14 protein-coding genes and 1 riboswitch are annotated in these 16,086 nt (G+C 39.8%); of the genes, 8 read left to right on the forward strand and 6 right to left on the reverse strand.

The features are described from left to right. Positions 1-93: 93 nt before the first annotated feature. Complete coding sequence (gene brnQ, locus IGL31_RS00710; RefSeq protein ID WP_002294246.1) at positions 94-1,446, reverse strand: branched-chain amino acid transport system II carrier protein; 1,353 nt, start codon at positions 1,444-1,446, stop codon at positions 94-96. 146 nt (positions 1,447-1,592) lie between these two features. On the opposite strand from brnQ, the gene IGL31_RS00715 reads away from it, so the two are divergent. Beyond that, the gene (locus IGL31_RS00715) at positions 1,593-2,183 is read left to right on the forward strand and encodes a TMEM175 family protein (protein WP_086299935.1); all 591 of its coding nucleotides are present in this window, start codon (positions 1,593-1,595) and stop codon (positions 2,181-2,183) included. A gap of 127 nt (positions 2,184-2,310) precedes the next feature. Here IGL31_RS00715 and IGL31_RS00720 read toward each other — a convergent pair whose 3' ends face one another. The 4 genes from IGL31_RS00720 to IGL31_RS00735 form a co-directional block, all read right to left on the reverse strand. Next, positions 2,311-3,660, reverse strand: a complete 1,350-nt coding sequence (locus IGL31_RS00720) for an amino acid permease (RefSeq protein ID WP_002294242.1) — start codon at positions 3,658-3,660, stop codon at positions 2,311-2,313. A gap of 167 nt (positions 3,661-3,827) precedes the next feature. Beyond that, positions 3,828-4,568 (reverse strand): amino acid ABC transporter ATP-binding protein, encoded by a 741-nt coding sequence (locus IGL31_RS00725; protein ID WP_002294240.1) that lies wholly within the window; start codon positions 4,566-4,568, stop codon positions 3,828-3,830. A gap of 12 nt (positions 4,569-4,580) precedes the next feature. After that, a complete protein-coding gene (locus tag IGL31_RS00730; protein ID WP_002297081.1) occupies positions 4,581-6,173 on the reverse strand; it encodes an ABC transporter permease subunit in 1,593 nt (530 codons plus the stop codon). Between the two features lie 137 nt (positions 6,174-6,310). Next, positions 6,311-6,485, reverse strand: a riboswitch (Lysine riboswitch). Positions 6,486-6,740: 255 nt separating this feature from the next. After that, positions 6,741-7,037, reverse strand: a complete 297-nt coding sequence (locus IGL31_RS00735; protein ID WP_002293448.1) for a hypothetical protein — start codon at positions 7,035-7,037, stop codon at positions 6,741-6,743. 175 nt (positions 7,038-7,212) lie between these two features. Here IGL31_RS00735 and IGL31_RS00740 point away from each other — a divergent pair, with 175 nt between their 5' ends. From IGL31_RS00740 to IGL31_RS00750, 3 genes are read left to right on the forward strand one after another with little or no spacing between them, the layout of a single operon-like run. Next, complete coding sequence (locus IGL31_RS00740) at positions 7,213-7,938, forward strand: NAD-dependent protein deacylase (protein ID WP_002297083.1); 726 nt, start codon at positions 7,213-7,215, stop codon at positions 7,936-7,938. Beyond that, positions 7,931-8,773 carry a chorismate mutase gene (locus tag IGL31_RS00745; protein ID WP_002294234.1) on the forward strand — a complete coding sequence of 281 codons (843 nt, stop codon included), beginning with the start codon at positions 7,931-7,933 and terminating at the stop codon, positions 8,771-8,773. The genes IGL31_RS00740 and IGL31_RS00745 overlap by 8 nt, the downstream gene beginning before the upstream one ends. 2 nt (positions 8,774-8,775) lie before the next feature. Then, on the forward strand, positions 8,776-9,297 hold the full coding sequence (locus tag IGL31_RS00750; RefSeq protein WP_086299934.1) for a transcription repressor NadR: 522 nt from the start codon (positions 8,776-8,778) through the stop codon (positions 9,295-9,297). 252 nt (positions 9,298-9,549) lie between these two features. Here the strand turns inward: IGL31_RS00750 and def are convergent, their stop codons facing one another. After that, on the reverse strand, positions 9,550-10,113 hold the full coding sequence (gene def / locus IGL31_RS00755; protein WP_002289284.1) for a peptide deformylase: 564 nt from the start codon (positions 10,111-10,113) through the stop codon (positions 9,550-9,552). A gap of 250 nt (positions 10,114-10,363) precedes the next feature. Between def and rpsO the strand changes: the two genes are divergently transcribed. The 4 genes from rpsO (at position 10,364) to IGL31_RS00775 (ending at position 15,858) form a co-directional block, all read left to right on the forward strand. Continuing rightward, a complete protein-coding gene (gene rpsO / locus IGL31_RS00760) occupies positions 10,364-10,633 on the forward strand; it encodes a 30S ribosomal protein S15 (protein WP_002289282.1) in 270 nt (89 codons plus the stop codon). Positions 10,634-10,820: 187 nt separating this feature from the next. Further along, on the forward strand, positions 10,821-12,947 hold the full coding sequence (gene pnp, locus IGL31_RS00765; protein ID WP_086300003.1) for a polyribonucleotide nucleotidyltransferase: 2,127 nt from the start codon (positions 10,821-10,823) through the stop codon (positions 12,945-12,947). A 509-nt stretch (positions 12,948-13,456) separates the two neighbouring features. Next, positions 13,457-13,723: a GlsB/YeaQ/YmgE family stress response membrane protein gene (locus tag IGL31_RS00770; RefSeq protein ID WP_002289280.1), complete on the forward strand. Its 267-nt coding sequence runs from the start codon at positions 13,457-13,459 to the stop codon at positions 13,721-13,723. 143 nt (positions 13,724-13,866) lie between these two features. Then, positions 13,867-15,858 (forward strand): KUP/HAK/KT family potassium transporter, encoded by a 1,992-nt coding sequence (locus IGL31_RS00775; RefSeq protein WP_002289279.1) that lies wholly within the window; start codon positions 13,867-13,869, stop codon positions 15,856-15,858. Positions 15,859-16,086: the final 228 nt, after the last annotated feature.

Raw genomic sequence — 16,086 nt, forward strand, 5'->3', positions numbered from 1 at the left:
ACTGAGCGGCTTTTTCACGACCTCTCAATAAACAGTGTTCAAGAGACAGCCTATCGGCAATAAGGCTGAACGTCTCTTTCACAACCTCTTTTATCAATCTGCTACTTCTTCTTTCTTAGCGAAACTCCAAATCAGTCCGATAACAAAACCGATAACTGCTGGTACGATCCACCCCATCCCCAATTTGAAAAACGGCAAGTAGCTTTCCGCAACATATAAAAGATTTTGAACAATAGGTGTTTGTTTGATAGTTTCTGGGCAAGCGTTCAACCCATCAAAAATCGAAGCAATCAATGTAAAATAAGTAGTCATTCGATAAACAGCCGTACGCTGCTTAAACAAAGGACCAACTAACACTAGTAAAATCAGTGTCATTGCTAATGGATAGATGAACATCAAAACAGGCAACGAAAATTGAATGATATTCGTCAAGCCTACGTTTGCCGCTAAACAAGGAAGGATACTAGCAAGTGCAACAAAGAATGCGTAATTTCTTTGCGGAAACAAATCTGTGAATGTTTCTGCAAAAGCTGTAATCAAACCAATACCGGTCTTCAAGCAAGCTAATATAACGATAAATGCTAATAAGATACTGCCATAAGTACCTAAATAATGATCAGCAATCTGAGCCAGCGTGATCCCGCCATTTTCACTTAGAGCAAAGCTACCTAAGCTCATAGCACCTAAATAAGCGAGCAAAGTATAAATGATTCCCATCAATATAATGCTGATCGCACCAGATTTGATCGTGTCTTTAGCGATTTCAGCAGGTTTTGTTACACCCATGTTTTGGATTGTTGTGACAATGATGATCCCAAATGCTAAAGCAGCAAGCGCATCTAATGTGTTATATCCTTGAGTAAACCCTGTGAAAAAAGCATGCTCTTGATAATTTGGCTGAATAGGCGCTTGATTTACAGAACCTAGTGGATTCAAAAAAGCAAGGAGAAGCAAAGCACCTAATAAAACCAAAAATGCAGGATTCAGGAACTTTCCAACATAATCTAATATCTTTGTCGGTTTTCTTGAAAACCACCAAGCCAGCACAAAAAATACAATACTGAAAATTGCTAGATATAGCGTCTGTCTGCTAGGATCGATAAATGGTGCTAAACCAATCTCGAAAGATGTGGTTGCAAGGCGAGGTAAAGCAAAAAACGGTCCGATAACTAAGTAAAGCAAGATGGTAAAAACCATCGCATATGTTTGATTTATCCGTTTTGCTAATTCATATACACCTGAGCTTTTCGATACACCAATGGCAATCACCCCTAAGAAGGGAAGACCGATACCGGTAACCAAGAAACCTAGATTCGCCCAAAAGGTAGCAGCGCCTGCTTCTTGACCCAAATGAACGGGAAAGATAAGATTTCCAGCACCAAAAAATAGACCGAAAAGCATGGAGCCTATAAAAAGATAGTCTTTAAATGATAATTTTTTTGTCATACATAACTCCTTTACGGTTTTTTTAAAAGTAACAAAATTTCGAAAAATATGCAACAATTTTCAGAAAATTTCCTATATAAAACGATGGTTATTTAATAACGTAAGTGATAAAATAAAAGCGCTGAATCATCTGAGGAGGAATCATCGTGACAAAGTCGAGATTAGAAGCATTTACTGATGGAGTGGTAGCCATTGTTTTGAGAGTTCTTGTATTAGAGATCAAGATCCTTAATACATCTAGCTTTCATTCTTTATGGGTCATCCGAAATACATTATTAGCTTATACCATCAGCTTTATATTTGTTGCGGTGATCTGGGTGAACCATCATCGTATATTTCAGATGGCAGAACGAATTAATTACCGAGTGGTCTGGTCGAATATCTTTTTGCTCTTTTGGCTGACTTTATGTCCTTCTGTTACTAGTTGGGTCGGGCGTAACCCTGAAGCTTTTTGGCCTGAGATGGCTTATGTCTTAGTATACACGATGTGGAGTTTTTCTTTTGGTATCTTGATGAGGCAAATCATGAAAGCAAATAAACCAGATTCCCATGTCGTGAGAGTTTTGTCAAAGGACCGTCGAAGTCTTATCTCCATGATGATTAACTTATGCTTGATTGCCGGTGTCTTTTTTGTACCGTTGATCGGGTTATTCGGACGTTTTTTTGTATCTGGTATTTGGATTTTTTCCTATAAAAAAGCAGATGCCTATTATCAGCGGTTGTTTCCGGGGAAATAGAAAAGAGGCTGGGACAGAAGCTTTTAACTCCAAGAAATAAGCCGAAATTTCACAAAAATTTAAGAAGCAATTTTCGTAAATTCCTTCTTATTTCTCGAAGCTGACCACTTCTGTCACAACTACTTTCTTACTTCTTACGTTCATATTTCATATGATAGATTAGTAATAGAAGCAAGAACCACACAGGTGTTAGTAATAAAGCGATTCTCGTATCTTTTCCTAGGAACAAGACGACACACACAAAGGCCATGTAAAGAAATACCAGATAATTACTAAATGGGTACAACGGCATTTTAAATGAATGAGCTTTTTTGCCGAGGATACTTTTACGATATTTCATGTGCGTGTAGACAAGCATACTCCAGATAAACAAGAAACAAGTAGTGGCAATACTGCTTACTAGTGTGAATACTTCACTAGGCATCACGTAATTCAAGATAACAGAAATGAAAATGACGATAGTAGAAAATGTCAAAGCATTCCCTGGCACATGATGTGTTGTTAACTTTTTGAATTTTTTAGGGGCACTGCCTTCTTGCGCTAAAGAACGAAGCATACGTCCTGTACTATATATTGCACTGTTGCAGGCAGAAGCTGCTGCACTTAATACGACTAAATTGATCAAGGAAGCAGCAATCGTGATCCCAATTTCCGAAAATACTTCTACAAATGGACTGTTATCTGGATTCAAGCTGTTCCATGGATAGATTGCCATAATGACAAAAAGAGATCCTAAGTAAAATAAGATGATCCTGATAGGAATATTATTGATAGCTTCCGGCAACACTTTTTCAGGATTTTCTGTTTCTCCAGCGACTAATCCAACTAATTCTATCCCAGCAAAAGCAAAGGTTACCATTTGGAAAGCTAAGATAAATCCTTTTGCACCAGTTGGAAAGAATCCGCCATGAGACCATAGATTCGTGATACTGGCTGTGCCAATATCTGTCGTATAGTGGGTGAGGATCATATAAGCTCCTACGAGGATAAAGGCAATGATCGCTACAACTTTGATCAATGCAAACCAAAACTCTAACTCACCAAACAATGAGACAGCCACCATATTCAAGCAAAGAAGAAGACCTAATGCAATCAGTTCAGGAAGCCACTGAGGAACACCAGGCGCCCAGTAGCGTACATACATTCCGATGGCTGTTAAATCGGCCATTGCAATCGATACCCAGCAGAACCAATACGTCCAGCCAGTGATGAAAGCCGCTTTTTTGCCAAGATATTCTGCAACAAAATCCAGAAAAGAATGGTTATTGGTGTTTGATAACAGAAGTTCGCCTAACGCACGCATAATGAAAAAACAGATGCATCCAGTAATAAGATAGGCGAGCAATATCGAAGGGCCAGCTAGCTGGATAGACTTTCCGGAACCTAAAAACAACCCCGTTCCAATCGCTCCGCCAATAGAAATCAGTTGGACATGTCTATTTTTCAGTCCACGCTGCAGTTCTTGCTCTTCATTCATTTTTAAATCATCCTAACTAAAAAAGTTTAATTACTTCCATATTAAGAGAGTTTTCTGAAAAACACAACTAAGATTCCAAAATTTTCAGAAATTTACCTTTTATGAGTAATTCATAAAAAAGAACTGCGGTAAACACCGCAGCTCTTTGTCCCAATCAGCTATTGATCCTAAGCATTTAAAATACGTGAAAGGAATTCTTTTGTACGTTCTTCTTTCGGATGGACAAAGATATCTTCTGGTGTACCTTCTTCTGCAATCACACCTTTATCCATAAAAATGACACGGTCAGATACATCTTTTGCAAATTCCATCTCATGCGTCACGATAAGCATTGTCAAGCCAGTATGTGCTAAGTCTTTGATCGTATTAAGCACTTCGCCAACCATTTCAGGGTCTAACGCCGAAGTAGGTTCGTCGAATAGCAATACATCTGGATTCATTGATAATGCCCGAGCAATTGCGACACGCTGTTTCTGTCCACCAGATAATTGTGCTGGTTTGGCTTCGATATAACGATCCATACCAACTTTTTCCAGATTTTCGATTGCTACTTTTTTGGCAGTTTCTTTATCTCGTTTCAGGACAGTTGTTTGACCAGACATACAGTTTTCCAAGACATTCATATTGTTGAACAGGTTGAAGGATTGGAAAACCATACCTAGATTCGTTCGATATTTAGGTAAATTATATTTAGGAGCTAATACATTTTCTCCATTATAAATGATCTCGCCGCCTGTTGGTTTTTCCAGTAAATTGATACAGCGCAAGAAAGTAGATTTACCAGAACCGGAAGAACCGATGATCGTCACAACTTCACCTTTATTGACTGTTACGCTGATATCTTTCAATACTTCATTTTCACCGAAGCTTTTTCTTAGATGTTTGATTTCAATAATTTTTTCATTCATGATTCTTCCTCCTTATTCCTGCAAATTTGAATTGTCGATTTCTTCAAGCTTGGTATAAGCTGAAGGACCATCGATTTTCTTTTCTACCGCCCGCAGGATTCTGGTGATCGTAAAGGTCATGACTAAGTAGATGATCCCGACGATCGTAAATGTTTGGAAGAATTGGAAATTCGCACCGGAAGCAGAGTTTCCTTGGAAGAACAAATCAGCTACGCCGATTACACTTAAAACTGCTGTATCTTTGATATTGATAACAAACTCATTTCCTGTTGCTGGCAAGATATTCCGTAAAACTTGTGGAATAACAACTTTTCTCATCGTTTGGCCATGGGTCATACCAATGGCTTGCGCAGCTTCGAACTGCCCTTCATCTACTGCAAAAATCCCCCCACGAACGATCTCTGTCATGTAAGCTCCAGTATTGAGAGAGACAATAAACAAAGCGGCAATCGTTCGGTTCAATGAAATGCCAAAAGCGAGTGCCAGACCGTAGAAGATGACCATTGCTTGTACCATCATCGGTGTTCCGCGGAATACTTCGACATAGATAGAAAGAAGTGCATTTCCGATTTTTTGGAAGAAGCGAGTCAGTGCATTTCCTGATTCAGGTACCGAACGGAAGACACCAATCAGTAATCCAAGTGTAGTACCGACAACTGTCCCGATCAATGCGATGAACAAGGTAAGTCCAGCGCCTCGTAAGAACATATTGCCGTATTGTTTCCAAATCGTAGTGAAATCAGAAATGATGCCAGGTTTTTCTTCACTATCAGTTGCAGCAGGCTGATCTTTGACTGCTTGGTCCATAATTTTGGTTCGTTCATCGTTAGAGATGCCAGAAAGAATCTGGTTTACTTTTTGGATATCCGGGTCGCCTTTACGCATACCAACAGAAATCTGAACATCTTCCGGGTTTGTCTGGAAGCCATCTGCACCGCTGAATTCAAGCATTTCCAAGTCTTTGTTCACACTAGTTGCCGTTACACCTTCCGGACGTTCGCTGACATAACCATCGATCATTCCAGAAGCTAAAGCTGTTCTCATTGCTGAGAAATTATCCATTGCTTGTTGTTTCTGCACATCTGGTATCTGATCGATCACAGTATAGTGGAATGTATTTAACTGAGCAGTGATCTTTGCTCCAGAAAGATCTGCTAAACTTTTTGCTTTTGCATATTTGCTATCTTTTTGAACTACTACTACTAATTGTGATTCGTAATAAGGATCGGTAAAATCAATTTCTTTTCGTCGTTCAGCAGTAGGGCTCATTCCGGCGATGATCGCGTCGATCTTGCCTGATTGAAGGGCAGGAGCCAGACCATCCCATTTCGTTTGGACGATGACTAATTTTTTCCCTAAACCATCTGCTACTTTTTTAGCGATTTGAACATCATAACCGCCGGCGTAACTATTTTGGCCTTGAATTGGCAAGGCATTATTCTCATCTGTTTGTTGAGACCAGTTGAAGGGTGCATACCCAGCCTCCATACCTACGCGAAACTCATCGCTCGGTGTTTTTTCATCTGCATTTGCCAGAGATCCCACACTGAATAGTGAGAAGACAAAAGCAAATAGTACGGCAACTGAAACCATATTTTTTTTCATTTTTTTCTCCCTTTCTGATTATATGATACACGAGCGGTCTAGATGAAATGCGGTAAAGCTTTATCTGAAAAAATAAAAAGCGACCGATTTATAGATATAAAAAGGCCGCTAAAATTCCATAAGGTGATAAACCTCTCACAAAACATAGCGCAACTTAGCATCACTGCTAAGACAGTCCGCAAGCTCTTAACTTGCGTCCCAACATACACTCCAAGCAAAAAAGTGCACATTTCGGCGATCCTCCCTATTCCTGCTTCTCCATGTTTGCTTCACTCCACAGGGTTAATGATTCTCGCGACCTCTACCTCATTGATTGAGGCATCTCGTATTCAGTTATTTATACAAAAAAAGTTTACGATACTCGAGAGGCTTTGTCAATCTATAACTGCTGTTTTTTGAAAAAATACTGATAAATATAGAAATCTTTACTTTTACCGAAAAAACAATCAAAATGTGAATCATCTATCCATTGCAAACGATAGTATAATTATACACAAAAATGTATGTAATACAATAAAAAAAGAACTAGAACAGAAAATTTCCTGTGTCCAGTTCCATCTCGATCATTTAAGCTGCCGCTTTCTTTGGCTCACGTCCTAGGATCGCTTGCAAAAGAACAACGACGCCATAAATGGCTAATATTAGATAAATCAAACTTGAGTATTGGGTGATTCCCCAGCCCCATGTTCGATATACGGCTAATGTAATGGCTAAAACAATTGCGGCAATCACGTTGAATAAAGCAAAAGCCCAAAGATTTCCATTTTCTTTGCGTACAAGATAAAAAACAGAGAAATAAACGCTTAACGCTAACCAGGCGATACAAGCCAGAATAACGCCCCAATAAATAAAGAATGGTAACATATCGATTCACCTCACTTTTATACAGCAGTATTGTAACACGTTTTCATTCTTTTGTCAGTGAACATTGTGATAAATTGTTCAAATGCCCATAACACTTTTTTATTCCCATTTTTCTGACTTTTCAACAATAAATTTGTTCGAGTATGGGCTATAATGGAAAGTGAGGTGACAAAACATGAAACAATTAACAGTAGACGAAGCAGCAAAAGAGATATTAGCTTATCAGCAAATTACATTTTTGACCGGTGCAGGGGTATCCACACCTTCTGGAGTGCCAGACTATCGATCTTTGTCAGGAATCTACCACGGGATGGAGCAGCCGGAATACTTGCTGAGTCATCAAGCAATGGTGAATGAACCGGATAAATTCTATCAATTTGTCAAAAAGATTTATCATCCTGAAGCAAAACCCAATATCATTCATTTGGAAATAGCACATCTAGCGAAAGAAAAAAATGTTTGGGTTGTTTCCCAAAACATCGACGGTTTGCACGCAAAGGCTAAAAGCCCGCAACTCGTCAATTTTCATGGGAGTCTGTATCAATGTCATTGTCGAAAGTGTCAACAAACGGTAGACTGGAAAGAATATCTTCACAGCGACAAACATCAAGCATGCGGAGGACAAATACGCCCAGACATCGTGTTATATGGTGAAGGGTTTCAAGATGGAGTCATGGAGCAGGCGGCTTATGCCGTCAGCCAAGCAGAGCTGATCGTCATTGTTGGAACGAGTTTTCAAGTTCATCCGTTTTGTGATCTGGTACAGTTTCGCCAGCCGTCAGCCAAAATCTTAGTAATCAATCAAACGCCTGTTTATTTAGCGGAGCCTTATACGTTTATTCAAGAAGACGGAGCGGTTGTTTTCAAAAAAATACAAGAATTAGGAGCAGATTATGACTGAATTCAAAACCGAAAAAGAAAAAATGATTGCAGGCGAGCTTTATTTTGCCAATGATCCTGAGCTGGTTGCCGACCGTATGTTTGCAAGAAGTCAAAGCCAAATCATCAACCAAGCAGAATCAGCGGAACTGCGATCCCAATTGTTGAAAGAGACTTTTGGCCGTACAGGGAAAAAAATCTATATGGAGCCAGTTATCAATTTTGATTACGGATATAATATATTTGTTGGTGAGAATTTTTATGCAAATTTCAATTGTACATTTTTAGATGTCAGCACGATTGAAATCGGTGATAACTGCATGTTCGCTCCGAATGTCCAGCTTTACACGGCGACGCATCCACTACATCCAGTGAAACGTAACAGCGGTCTGGAGTACGCAAAACCCATTAAAATCGGTAATAATGTTTGGTTAGGCGGAGGAGTTATCGTCACGCCGGGTGTCACTCTAGGGGACAACGTAGTAGTCGGCGCAGGTTCGGTTGTGACCAAATCTTTTCCCGACAATGTAGTGATTGCAGGAAATCCTGCTCGTATCATCAAGACAGTAGAGGAAGAACTAACAGAAGAGTCTCTTGAAACATTACGTCATAAGATCGATATGATCGATCGAGAGTTGGTTGCTTTATTAGAAAAAAGAATGGATACGGTAACTAAAATAGGACAAGTGAAAAAAGAAGAAAACCAAGCAGTTTATGATGCAAAAAGAGAGCAGCAAGTATTGGATAAAGTTGTTAGTCTGCTGAAAAATAAGGGATATAAGGAAACAATAACAGACACGTATGTTGATTTGATGAAACACTCGCGCGAATACCAAAACAAAATGAAGGAGGAATAAGTGTGATCGAAGGAGAGACACGGCGAAAACAAATCATGCAAACCTTGGCAAATACAGAAAAACCAGTGAGTGCTAGCAAGTTTGCGAAAACTTTTGGAGTCAGCCGTCAGATCATTGTAGGCGATATTGCTTTACTACGAGCTGCAGGTAAAAGTATCGTGGCAACAGCAAGAGGTTATATCCTCGAAACAGAAGAAACCAATACTGGGCACATCAGTAAAATCGCTGTCCAGCATGGAAAAGATCAAACAGAAGAAGAACTGAGACTAATCGTTGAAAATGGTGGTGAAATCATTGATGTAATTGTGGAACATCCCCTTTACGGTGAGTTAGCAGGAACTTTGCACATCAAAACGACACAAGATATCGATTCCTTTATGAGACGTTATCAAAAAAGTAATGCTACTTTGTTATCCGAATTAACAGGCGGCATCCATCTGCATACGATCCGCTACCCAGAAAAGCATATGCTGAAAATCATCAAACAAAAACTAGCTGAAGCAGGAATCCTCTACGAAGGATAACATCGTAGCTGCTACTTTTTATCCTAGAAACTATTCTATCATCTCTGAGATAAACACCCATATGGAAGAAATAAGAAAAAATAAGAAAAGATGCGTATCCAATACACAGAATTTTTTGGAATTGCGATTTCTAGATGTCTATCTAAATTTCGATTAGTGGAGAAACATAAAAAAGGGAAGTGCAGCTTTTGAGCACTCCCCTTTTTTATAAAGCTTTCTTGTAGCATAGTATCGAAGGAACCCGCCAATTCTCTACTCGATTACCAATACGCCTTCTTTTAGTGCAAATGGATTTTGATCGTTGATGTGGTCATAGAACATCACACCGTTGATATGGTCGATTTCATGTTGAACGACGATCGATTCATAATTCTTCAAACGAATCTTGTGTTTTTCACCATTCATATCATAATAAGACACAGTGATTTTGGCATGGCGAACAACATATCCTGGTACTTCTCGATCAACAGATAAACAGCCTTCACCTTCCCCTAAACAAGCATCTTGAACAGAATGGCTCAAAATTTTAGGATTATACATAACAGTACTTAGAGAAGGTCCATCTGCCTCTGGGTCAGGACTTGGTACGTGAACAGCAATGATTCTTTTAGAAATATCTAATTGAGGAGCAGCTAAGCCAACACCGCCTCGTAAGTGTAGTTCTTCAGCTTTGATTGGATCTTGGCTGTTTTTTAAGAACTCAAGCATCTCTTTTCCTAAAGAGATATCTTCTTCGCTTAATGGAAGAGAAACTTCTTTTGCAACTTCGCGTAAGGTCGGATTTCCTTCACGAATGATATCATCCATTGTAATCATGGAATATGTACCCCTTTCTTAAAAGACTGTGTTTCAAGTCTATTTTCGCATTATAGTTTACCACAAAAATGGAAAAGTAGTAGTAAGATTGTTTGAAAACTATCTTTTCTTAATGATTAACTACTTGATTTTCAACCCGGTTTCAGGTAAAGTATAGCTGTGTGCTCTAGGCACATGACCTGCCACTTGGTTAAGCGAATCACCAACGTTTTACTCAGTCGCAGGGGAATAATCGAAAGAGGTGAAAGAAATGGCAATTTCAAAAGAACGCAAGAATGAAATCATCAACGAATACGCTCGCCATGAAGGGGATACTGGTTCTCCAGAAGTACAAATCGCTGTATTAACTGAAGAAATCAACCACTTGAATGAACATGCACGCGTGCACAAAAAAGACCATCATTCATACCGCGGCCTAATGAAAAAAGTTGGTCACCGCCGTAACTTGTTAGCTTACTTACGTAAAACTGACGTTCAACGTTACCGCGAATTGATCAAACGTTTAGGCTTGCGTCGTTAATTTTAGTCAAAAAGAGTGGGATTCACATGAATCTCACTTTTTTTACTCGTATATCAATTAAGTAAAATTCCGTGATCAAGCTAGATGGACTCCTACTAACCAAATGAAAGCTGCTCAAAAGACGGCTTTCGGCAGTTTTCATTTGTTTAGTAGCGTCTTGCTTTCACGAGAAGGAAAAGGAGAAGTTATGTCAGAAAAACAAATATTCAAAACGACATGGGGCGGCCGTCCCTTACAAATCGAAGTCGGTCAGCTAGCAAAACAAGCAAACGGAGCCGTTTTAGTCCGTTATGGAGATACAGTAGTCTTAAGTGCAGCTGTGGCCTCTAAAGAAGCAAAAGATACAGACTTTTTCCCATTAACGATCAATTATGAAGAAAAAATGTATGCAGCAGGGAAAATCCCTGGAGGTTTCATCAAACGAGAAGGCCGTCCAAGTACGGAAGCAACATTGACTGCCCGTTTGATCGACCGTCCAATTCGCCCGATGTTTGCAGAAGGCTTCCGTAATGAAGTCCAAGTAACGAACATCGTGATGAGTGTAGAAACAGACTGCTCGCCAGCTATGGCAGCAATGCTAGGTTCTTCTTTAGCACTATCAATCTCAGATATCCCATTTGACGGCCCAATCGCAGGCGTAGAAGTTGGTCGTGTAAATGGCGAGTACGTCTTGAATCCAACAGTAGAACAAGCAGAACAAACAGATATCGAATTGACTGTTGCCGGAACGAAACAAGCCATCAATATGGTTGAAAGCGGCGCGAAAGAAGTTTCAGAAGAAGACATGCTTGGTGCATTGCTGTTTGGTTTTGACGCTATCAAAGAGTTAGTTGCTTTCCAAGAAGAAATCGTTCAAGCAGTAGGGAAAGAAAAAATGGAAGTGACTTTACTGCAAGTTGATGAAGTATTGAAAAAAGAAATCTTTGATGCTTCTTACGCTACAATGAAAGCAGCAGTAATGACTGAAGAAAAACTTGCTCGCGAAGATAATATCGAGCAAGTGAAGATCGATATCCGCGAAGCTTATGCTGAGAAATTTGCAGGTCATGAAGATGAAGATCACTTGTTGAAAGAAGTTAAACAAATCACAGAAGATCTTGAAAAAGATGTCGTACGTGAATTGATCACCATCGATAAGATCCGTCCTGACGGGCGTAAATTGGATGAAATCCGTCCATTGTCATCAGAGGTCAGCTTATTGCCACGTGTACATGGATCAGGTTTGTTCACACGAGGACAAACACAAGCTTTATCAGCTTGTACACTCGCACCTCTAGGAGAGCACCAAATCATTGATGGTTTAGGGGTGGAAGTCAGCAAACGATTCATCCACCACTACAATTTCCCTCAATTTTCTGTTGGTTCTACAGGACGTGCAGGCTCTCCAGGGCGTCGGGAAATCGGACATGGCGCATTAGGTGAACGTGCGTTAGCACAAGTAATCCCTTCAGAAGAAGAATTTCCTTATACGATCCGTTTAGTAGCAGAAGTATTGGAATCAAATGGTTCTTCTTCCCAAGCAAGTATCTGTGCTGGCACATTAGCATTGATGGATGCAGGTGTACCAATCAAAGCGCCAGTCGCCGGTATTGCGATGGGACTTGTTTCTGATGGTGAAAACTATACGATCCTAACTGATATCCAAGGGCTGGAAGATCATCTTGGCGATATGGACTTTAAAGTTGCCGGTACAAAAGATGGTATCACTGCTTTACAGATGGATATCAAGATTCAAGGAATCACAGAACAAATCCTAACTGAAGCATTAACTCAAGCAAAACAAGCACGTATGGAAATCTTAGAAGAATTGACTTCAACGATTGCTGCTCCACGTGAAGAATTAAGCCAATATGCACCAAAAATCGAAATGATCCAGATCGAACCTGCTAAAATCAAAGATGTTATCGGTAAAGGCGGGGATACGATCAACGGAATCATCGATGAAACTGGTGTGAAAATCGATATCGATCAAGATGGAAAAGTAAGTATTGCTTCAGCTGATGCAGAAATGATCAAAAAGGCTATCAAGATCATCGAAGATTTGACCAAAGAAGTCAAAGTTGGTGAAGTTTATCTAGGGAAAGTTGTCCGTATCGAAAAATTCGGTGCATTCGTCAACTTGATCAAAGGAAAAGATGGACTTGTCCATATTTCCCAATTAGCAAACGATCGTGTCAATAAAGTCGAAGATGTTGTTAAACTAGGTGATGAGATCCTTGTGAAAGTAACTGAAATCGATAAACAAGGACGCGTAAATCTGTCAAGAAAAGCAATGTTGAACGAAGATGGTTCAACGAAAAATGAAGAAAAATAATTTAATTCATAGGAATAATGTACTTGTGATCGTGAAGGTGACAGGGGGACAATAATTATTCGAAAAAAGGGGACTGTGACAAAAGCCGTGTCACAGTCCTTTTTTTGCGAATAAACGGTGTTCAAAAGCTTGCATCTGCGGTAATAAGTCCAGCCAAGTTAAAAACATTAGGAGCTGTTTTTACTTGGCTGCTCTTATTACTTGATGCAGAACAGCTTTTTTACAACCTCTCCAATAAACGATGTTCAATCAGCTGTCCCTCGATATTAGCTCAAAAAACGGCAAAATGTGAGGAACTATTTTTCCGTTTGTTTCTCTAATACTCAGGTCAAACCGCTGATTTCACAACCTCTGATTCACGGTGTTCCAGAAGCAGCTTCTACGGAAATAAGCTGAACACTTTTGTTACAACTTCTTTTTTTCTGGAGTTTCTTGGCGCATATTTTTGGAGTCCTTCTGAATAAAGCGTAAAATAAAAGTGAGAAATATGGATAAAGGAGGGAAAGGAGATGCTGAATTTTTTATGGTCGTTATTTATCGGCGGTATATTAGGTTTGATAGCTGGCGCAATTTTAGGAAAGGAAGTCCCGGGAGGCGTATCTGGAAATATCATTATCGGTTTTTTAGGTAGTTGGCTCGGCGAATTTTTACTAGGACCACTGGGACCGGAACTCGGCGGTTTTTATTTGATACCAGCATTATTGGGTGCAATTTTTTGCCTTGCTCTTTATTCATTTGTGGCAAGACGTATCAGAGAACGTCCAAAGAAAGAATAATTTTATTCAAATAAGTTGACACTTCAGTGTGTTACTTGGATAATTAGAAGCAATTTAGGAAAGCGGGTGTCATGGATAAGAATATCATATATCATTCAAGCTTACCTAAAGGATATCCATATAACAAGAAATGAGGGAAAAACGTGGCAACAACGCACAATACCAAAAAGATATCAATGGCTGGCCTGCTTGTAGCGATGGGAGTCGTCTACGGAGACATCGGGACAAGTCCGCTTTACGTTATGAAATCGATTGTTGAAGATAATGGCGGATTGTCAGGAATCAATCCTGATTTTGTTATCGGATCAGTCTCATTGATTTTTTGGACATTGACTCTACTGACAACAATCAAATATGTCGTGATTGCATTGAATGCAGATAACCATGGTGAAGGTGGAATTTTCTCACTCTACACACTTGTCCGAAAAGGTGGGAAATATTTGATCATTCCTGCAATGATCGGAGGAGCTGCCTTACTAGCAGATGGGGTATTGACCCCTGCTGTGACGGTAACGACTGCGATTGAAGGCTTGCGAGGAATTCCGCAGTTTTTTGACCGGTTCGGTAATAACCAGAACGTGATCGTCATTATCACTTTAGTTATTATTTTTGTTTTATTCATGGTCCAACGCTTTGGTACAGATATTGTCGGAAAAGCATTCGGACCAATCATGTTCGCTTGGTTTACTTTTTTAGGCGTAATGGGATTAATGAACTTCAGTCAAGACTGGACAGTTATCCGTGCACTGAATCCTTATTACGCTATCCAGCTGCTTTTTAGTGCAGATAACAAATTAGGCTTGTTCATTCTTGGAAATATTTTCCTGGCTACGACAGGTGCAGAGGCGCTTTATTCCGATCTTGGACATGTCGGCAAACGAAATATTCGTCTGAGCTGGCCTTACGTCAAAATTTGTTTGGTTATCAATTATTTTGGGCAGGCTGCGTGGTTGTTGAATGTTTATCAAAACCCTGAAGCACAGCAAATCAAGAACCTGAATCCATTCTTCCAAATGATGCCTCAAAGTTGGATCGTGATCGGCGTTGCTTTTGCAACAGTCGCTGCAGTCATTGCTTCGCAAGCATTGATTACAGGTTCGTTTACGCTAGTTTCAGAAGCAATCAAGTTGAAACTGCTGCCTCGGTTAAAGATCATGTATCCTGGGAACAGTATCGGGCAAATGTATATCCCAGCAGTCAATCTGATTTTATGGATCGCCTGTTCTCTAGTGGTTGTCACATTCCGAACGTCTCATCATATGGAAGCTGCTTACGGTCTATCGATCACTGTGACGATGTTGATGACAACAGCACTGCTTTACTTTTATCTTATCCAAAATGGGCATTCTCGTTGGCTTGCATATTTAGTTACCTTTTTCTTCGGTGCGATAGAAGTCGTTTTCTTTATCTCAAGTGTTGTCAAATTCTTCCGAGGCGGTTTTGTAGCCGTTCTGATTGGTTTGATCATCTTAGTCGTGATGTTTATTTGGGAACAAGGGAACATTATTCGCGAATCGTCAACCGAGGATGTGTCTTTGAGAGATTATATCCCGCAGCTTAGAGAATTACGTGATGATACTTCTTTACCAATCTATCAGACAAATGTGGTCTTCTTGGTTCCTGATATGGCTGAAGATAAAGTTGGCCGACAGTTCATCTATTCGATTTTAGATAAACGGCCTAAAAGAGCACGAGTCTATTGGTTTGTTCATGTGGAAGTGACGGATGAGCCATATACGAAAGAATATCAAGTAGATATGATGGACACTGATTTTATTGTCCAAGTGAATCTGTTCTTAGGTTTCAGGGTTCAACAGGAAATCAACGTATATGTTCGCCAAGTCATCCATGATTTGATGAAACAAGGCCGTTTGCCAAAACAGCCACAAAGATACTCTCTGACACCAGGGCGAGAAGTTGGCGATTTCCAATTTGTCCTGATTGATGAAGTAGTTTCCAATGTGACAACTCTAGGAAAATGGCAACGTCAAATCATGCAGGCAAAACTGGCAATCAAAAAAATCGCTACCTCGCCAGAAACATGGTTTGGGCTAGAGTACAGCGAAGTAAAACATGAAACTGTTCCGCTTATCATTGGAAATACTCGGAAAACATGGTTGAAAGAGCGGTTGTGAAAGTAGCGCTTTGACCTGAACTAATGTCGAATGTCAGCTACTTGAACACCGTTTATCAGAGGTCATGAAAAAGCTGTACTGCAACAAGCAGTAAGAACGAGCAGATAAAAACAGCTTCTCATGTTTTTCATCTGTTTGGGCTTAATGCCGCAGATGCAAGCTTTTGAATACCGTTTTTATCAGAGGTCATGAAAAAGCTGTTTAGCAACAAGTAACGCAATGATTTTG

It is taken from the genome of Enterococcus sp. MSG3290 (assembly GCF_050555565.1).
GTDB classification, from domain to species: domain Bacteria; phylum Bacillota; class Bacilli; order Lactobacillales; family Enterococcaceae; genus Enterococcus_B; species Enterococcus_B faecium.

What these genes read in the sequence shown, in the direction of transcription:
- brnQ (WP_002294246.1), bottom strand. Translation starts at nt 1,446, where the DNA reads ATGACAAAAAAATTATCATTTAAAGACTATCTTTTTATAGGCTCCATG.
- IGL31_RS00720 (WP_002294242.1), bottom strand. Translation starts at nt 3,660, where the DNA reads ATGAATGAAGAGCAAGAACTGCAGCGTGGACTGAAAAATAGACATGTC.
- IGL31_RS00725 (WP_002294240.1), bottom strand. Translation starts at nt 4,568, where the DNA reads ATGAATGAAAAAATTATTGAAATCAAACATCTAAGAAAAAGCTTCGGT.
- IGL31_RS00730 (WP_002297081.1), bottom strand. Translation starts at nt 6,173, where the DNA reads ATGAAAAAAAATATGGTTTCAGTTGCCGTACTATTTGCTTTTGTCTTC.
- IGL31_RS00735 (WP_002293448.1), bottom strand. Translation starts at nt 7,037, where the DNA reads ATGTTACCATTCTTTATTTATTGGGGCGTTATTCTGGCTTGTATCGCC.
- IGL31_RS00740 (WP_002297083.1), top strand. Translation starts at nt 7,213, where the DNA reads ATGAAACAATTAACAGTAGACGAAGCAGCAAAAGAGATATTAGCTTAT.
- IGL31_RS00745 (WP_002294234.1), top strand. Translation starts at nt 7,931, where the DNA reads ATGACTGAATTCAAAACCGAAAAAGAAAAAATGATTGCAGGCGAGCTT.
- def (WP_002289284.1), bottom strand. Translation starts at nt 10,113, where the DNA reads ATGATTACAATGGATGATATCATTCGTGAAGGAAATCCGACCTTACGC.
- rpsO (WP_002289282.1), top strand. Translation starts at nt 10,364, where the DNA reads ATGGCAATTTCAAAAGAACGCAAGAATGAAATCATCAACGAATACGCT.
- pnp (WP_086300003.1), top strand. Translation starts at nt 10,821, where the DNA reads ATGTCAGAAAAACAAATATTCAAAACGACATGGGGCGGCCGTCCCTTA.
- IGL31_RS00770 (WP_002289280.1), top strand. Translation starts at nt 13,457, where the DNA reads ATGCTGAATTTTTTATGGTCGTTATTTATCGGCGGTATATTAGGTTTG.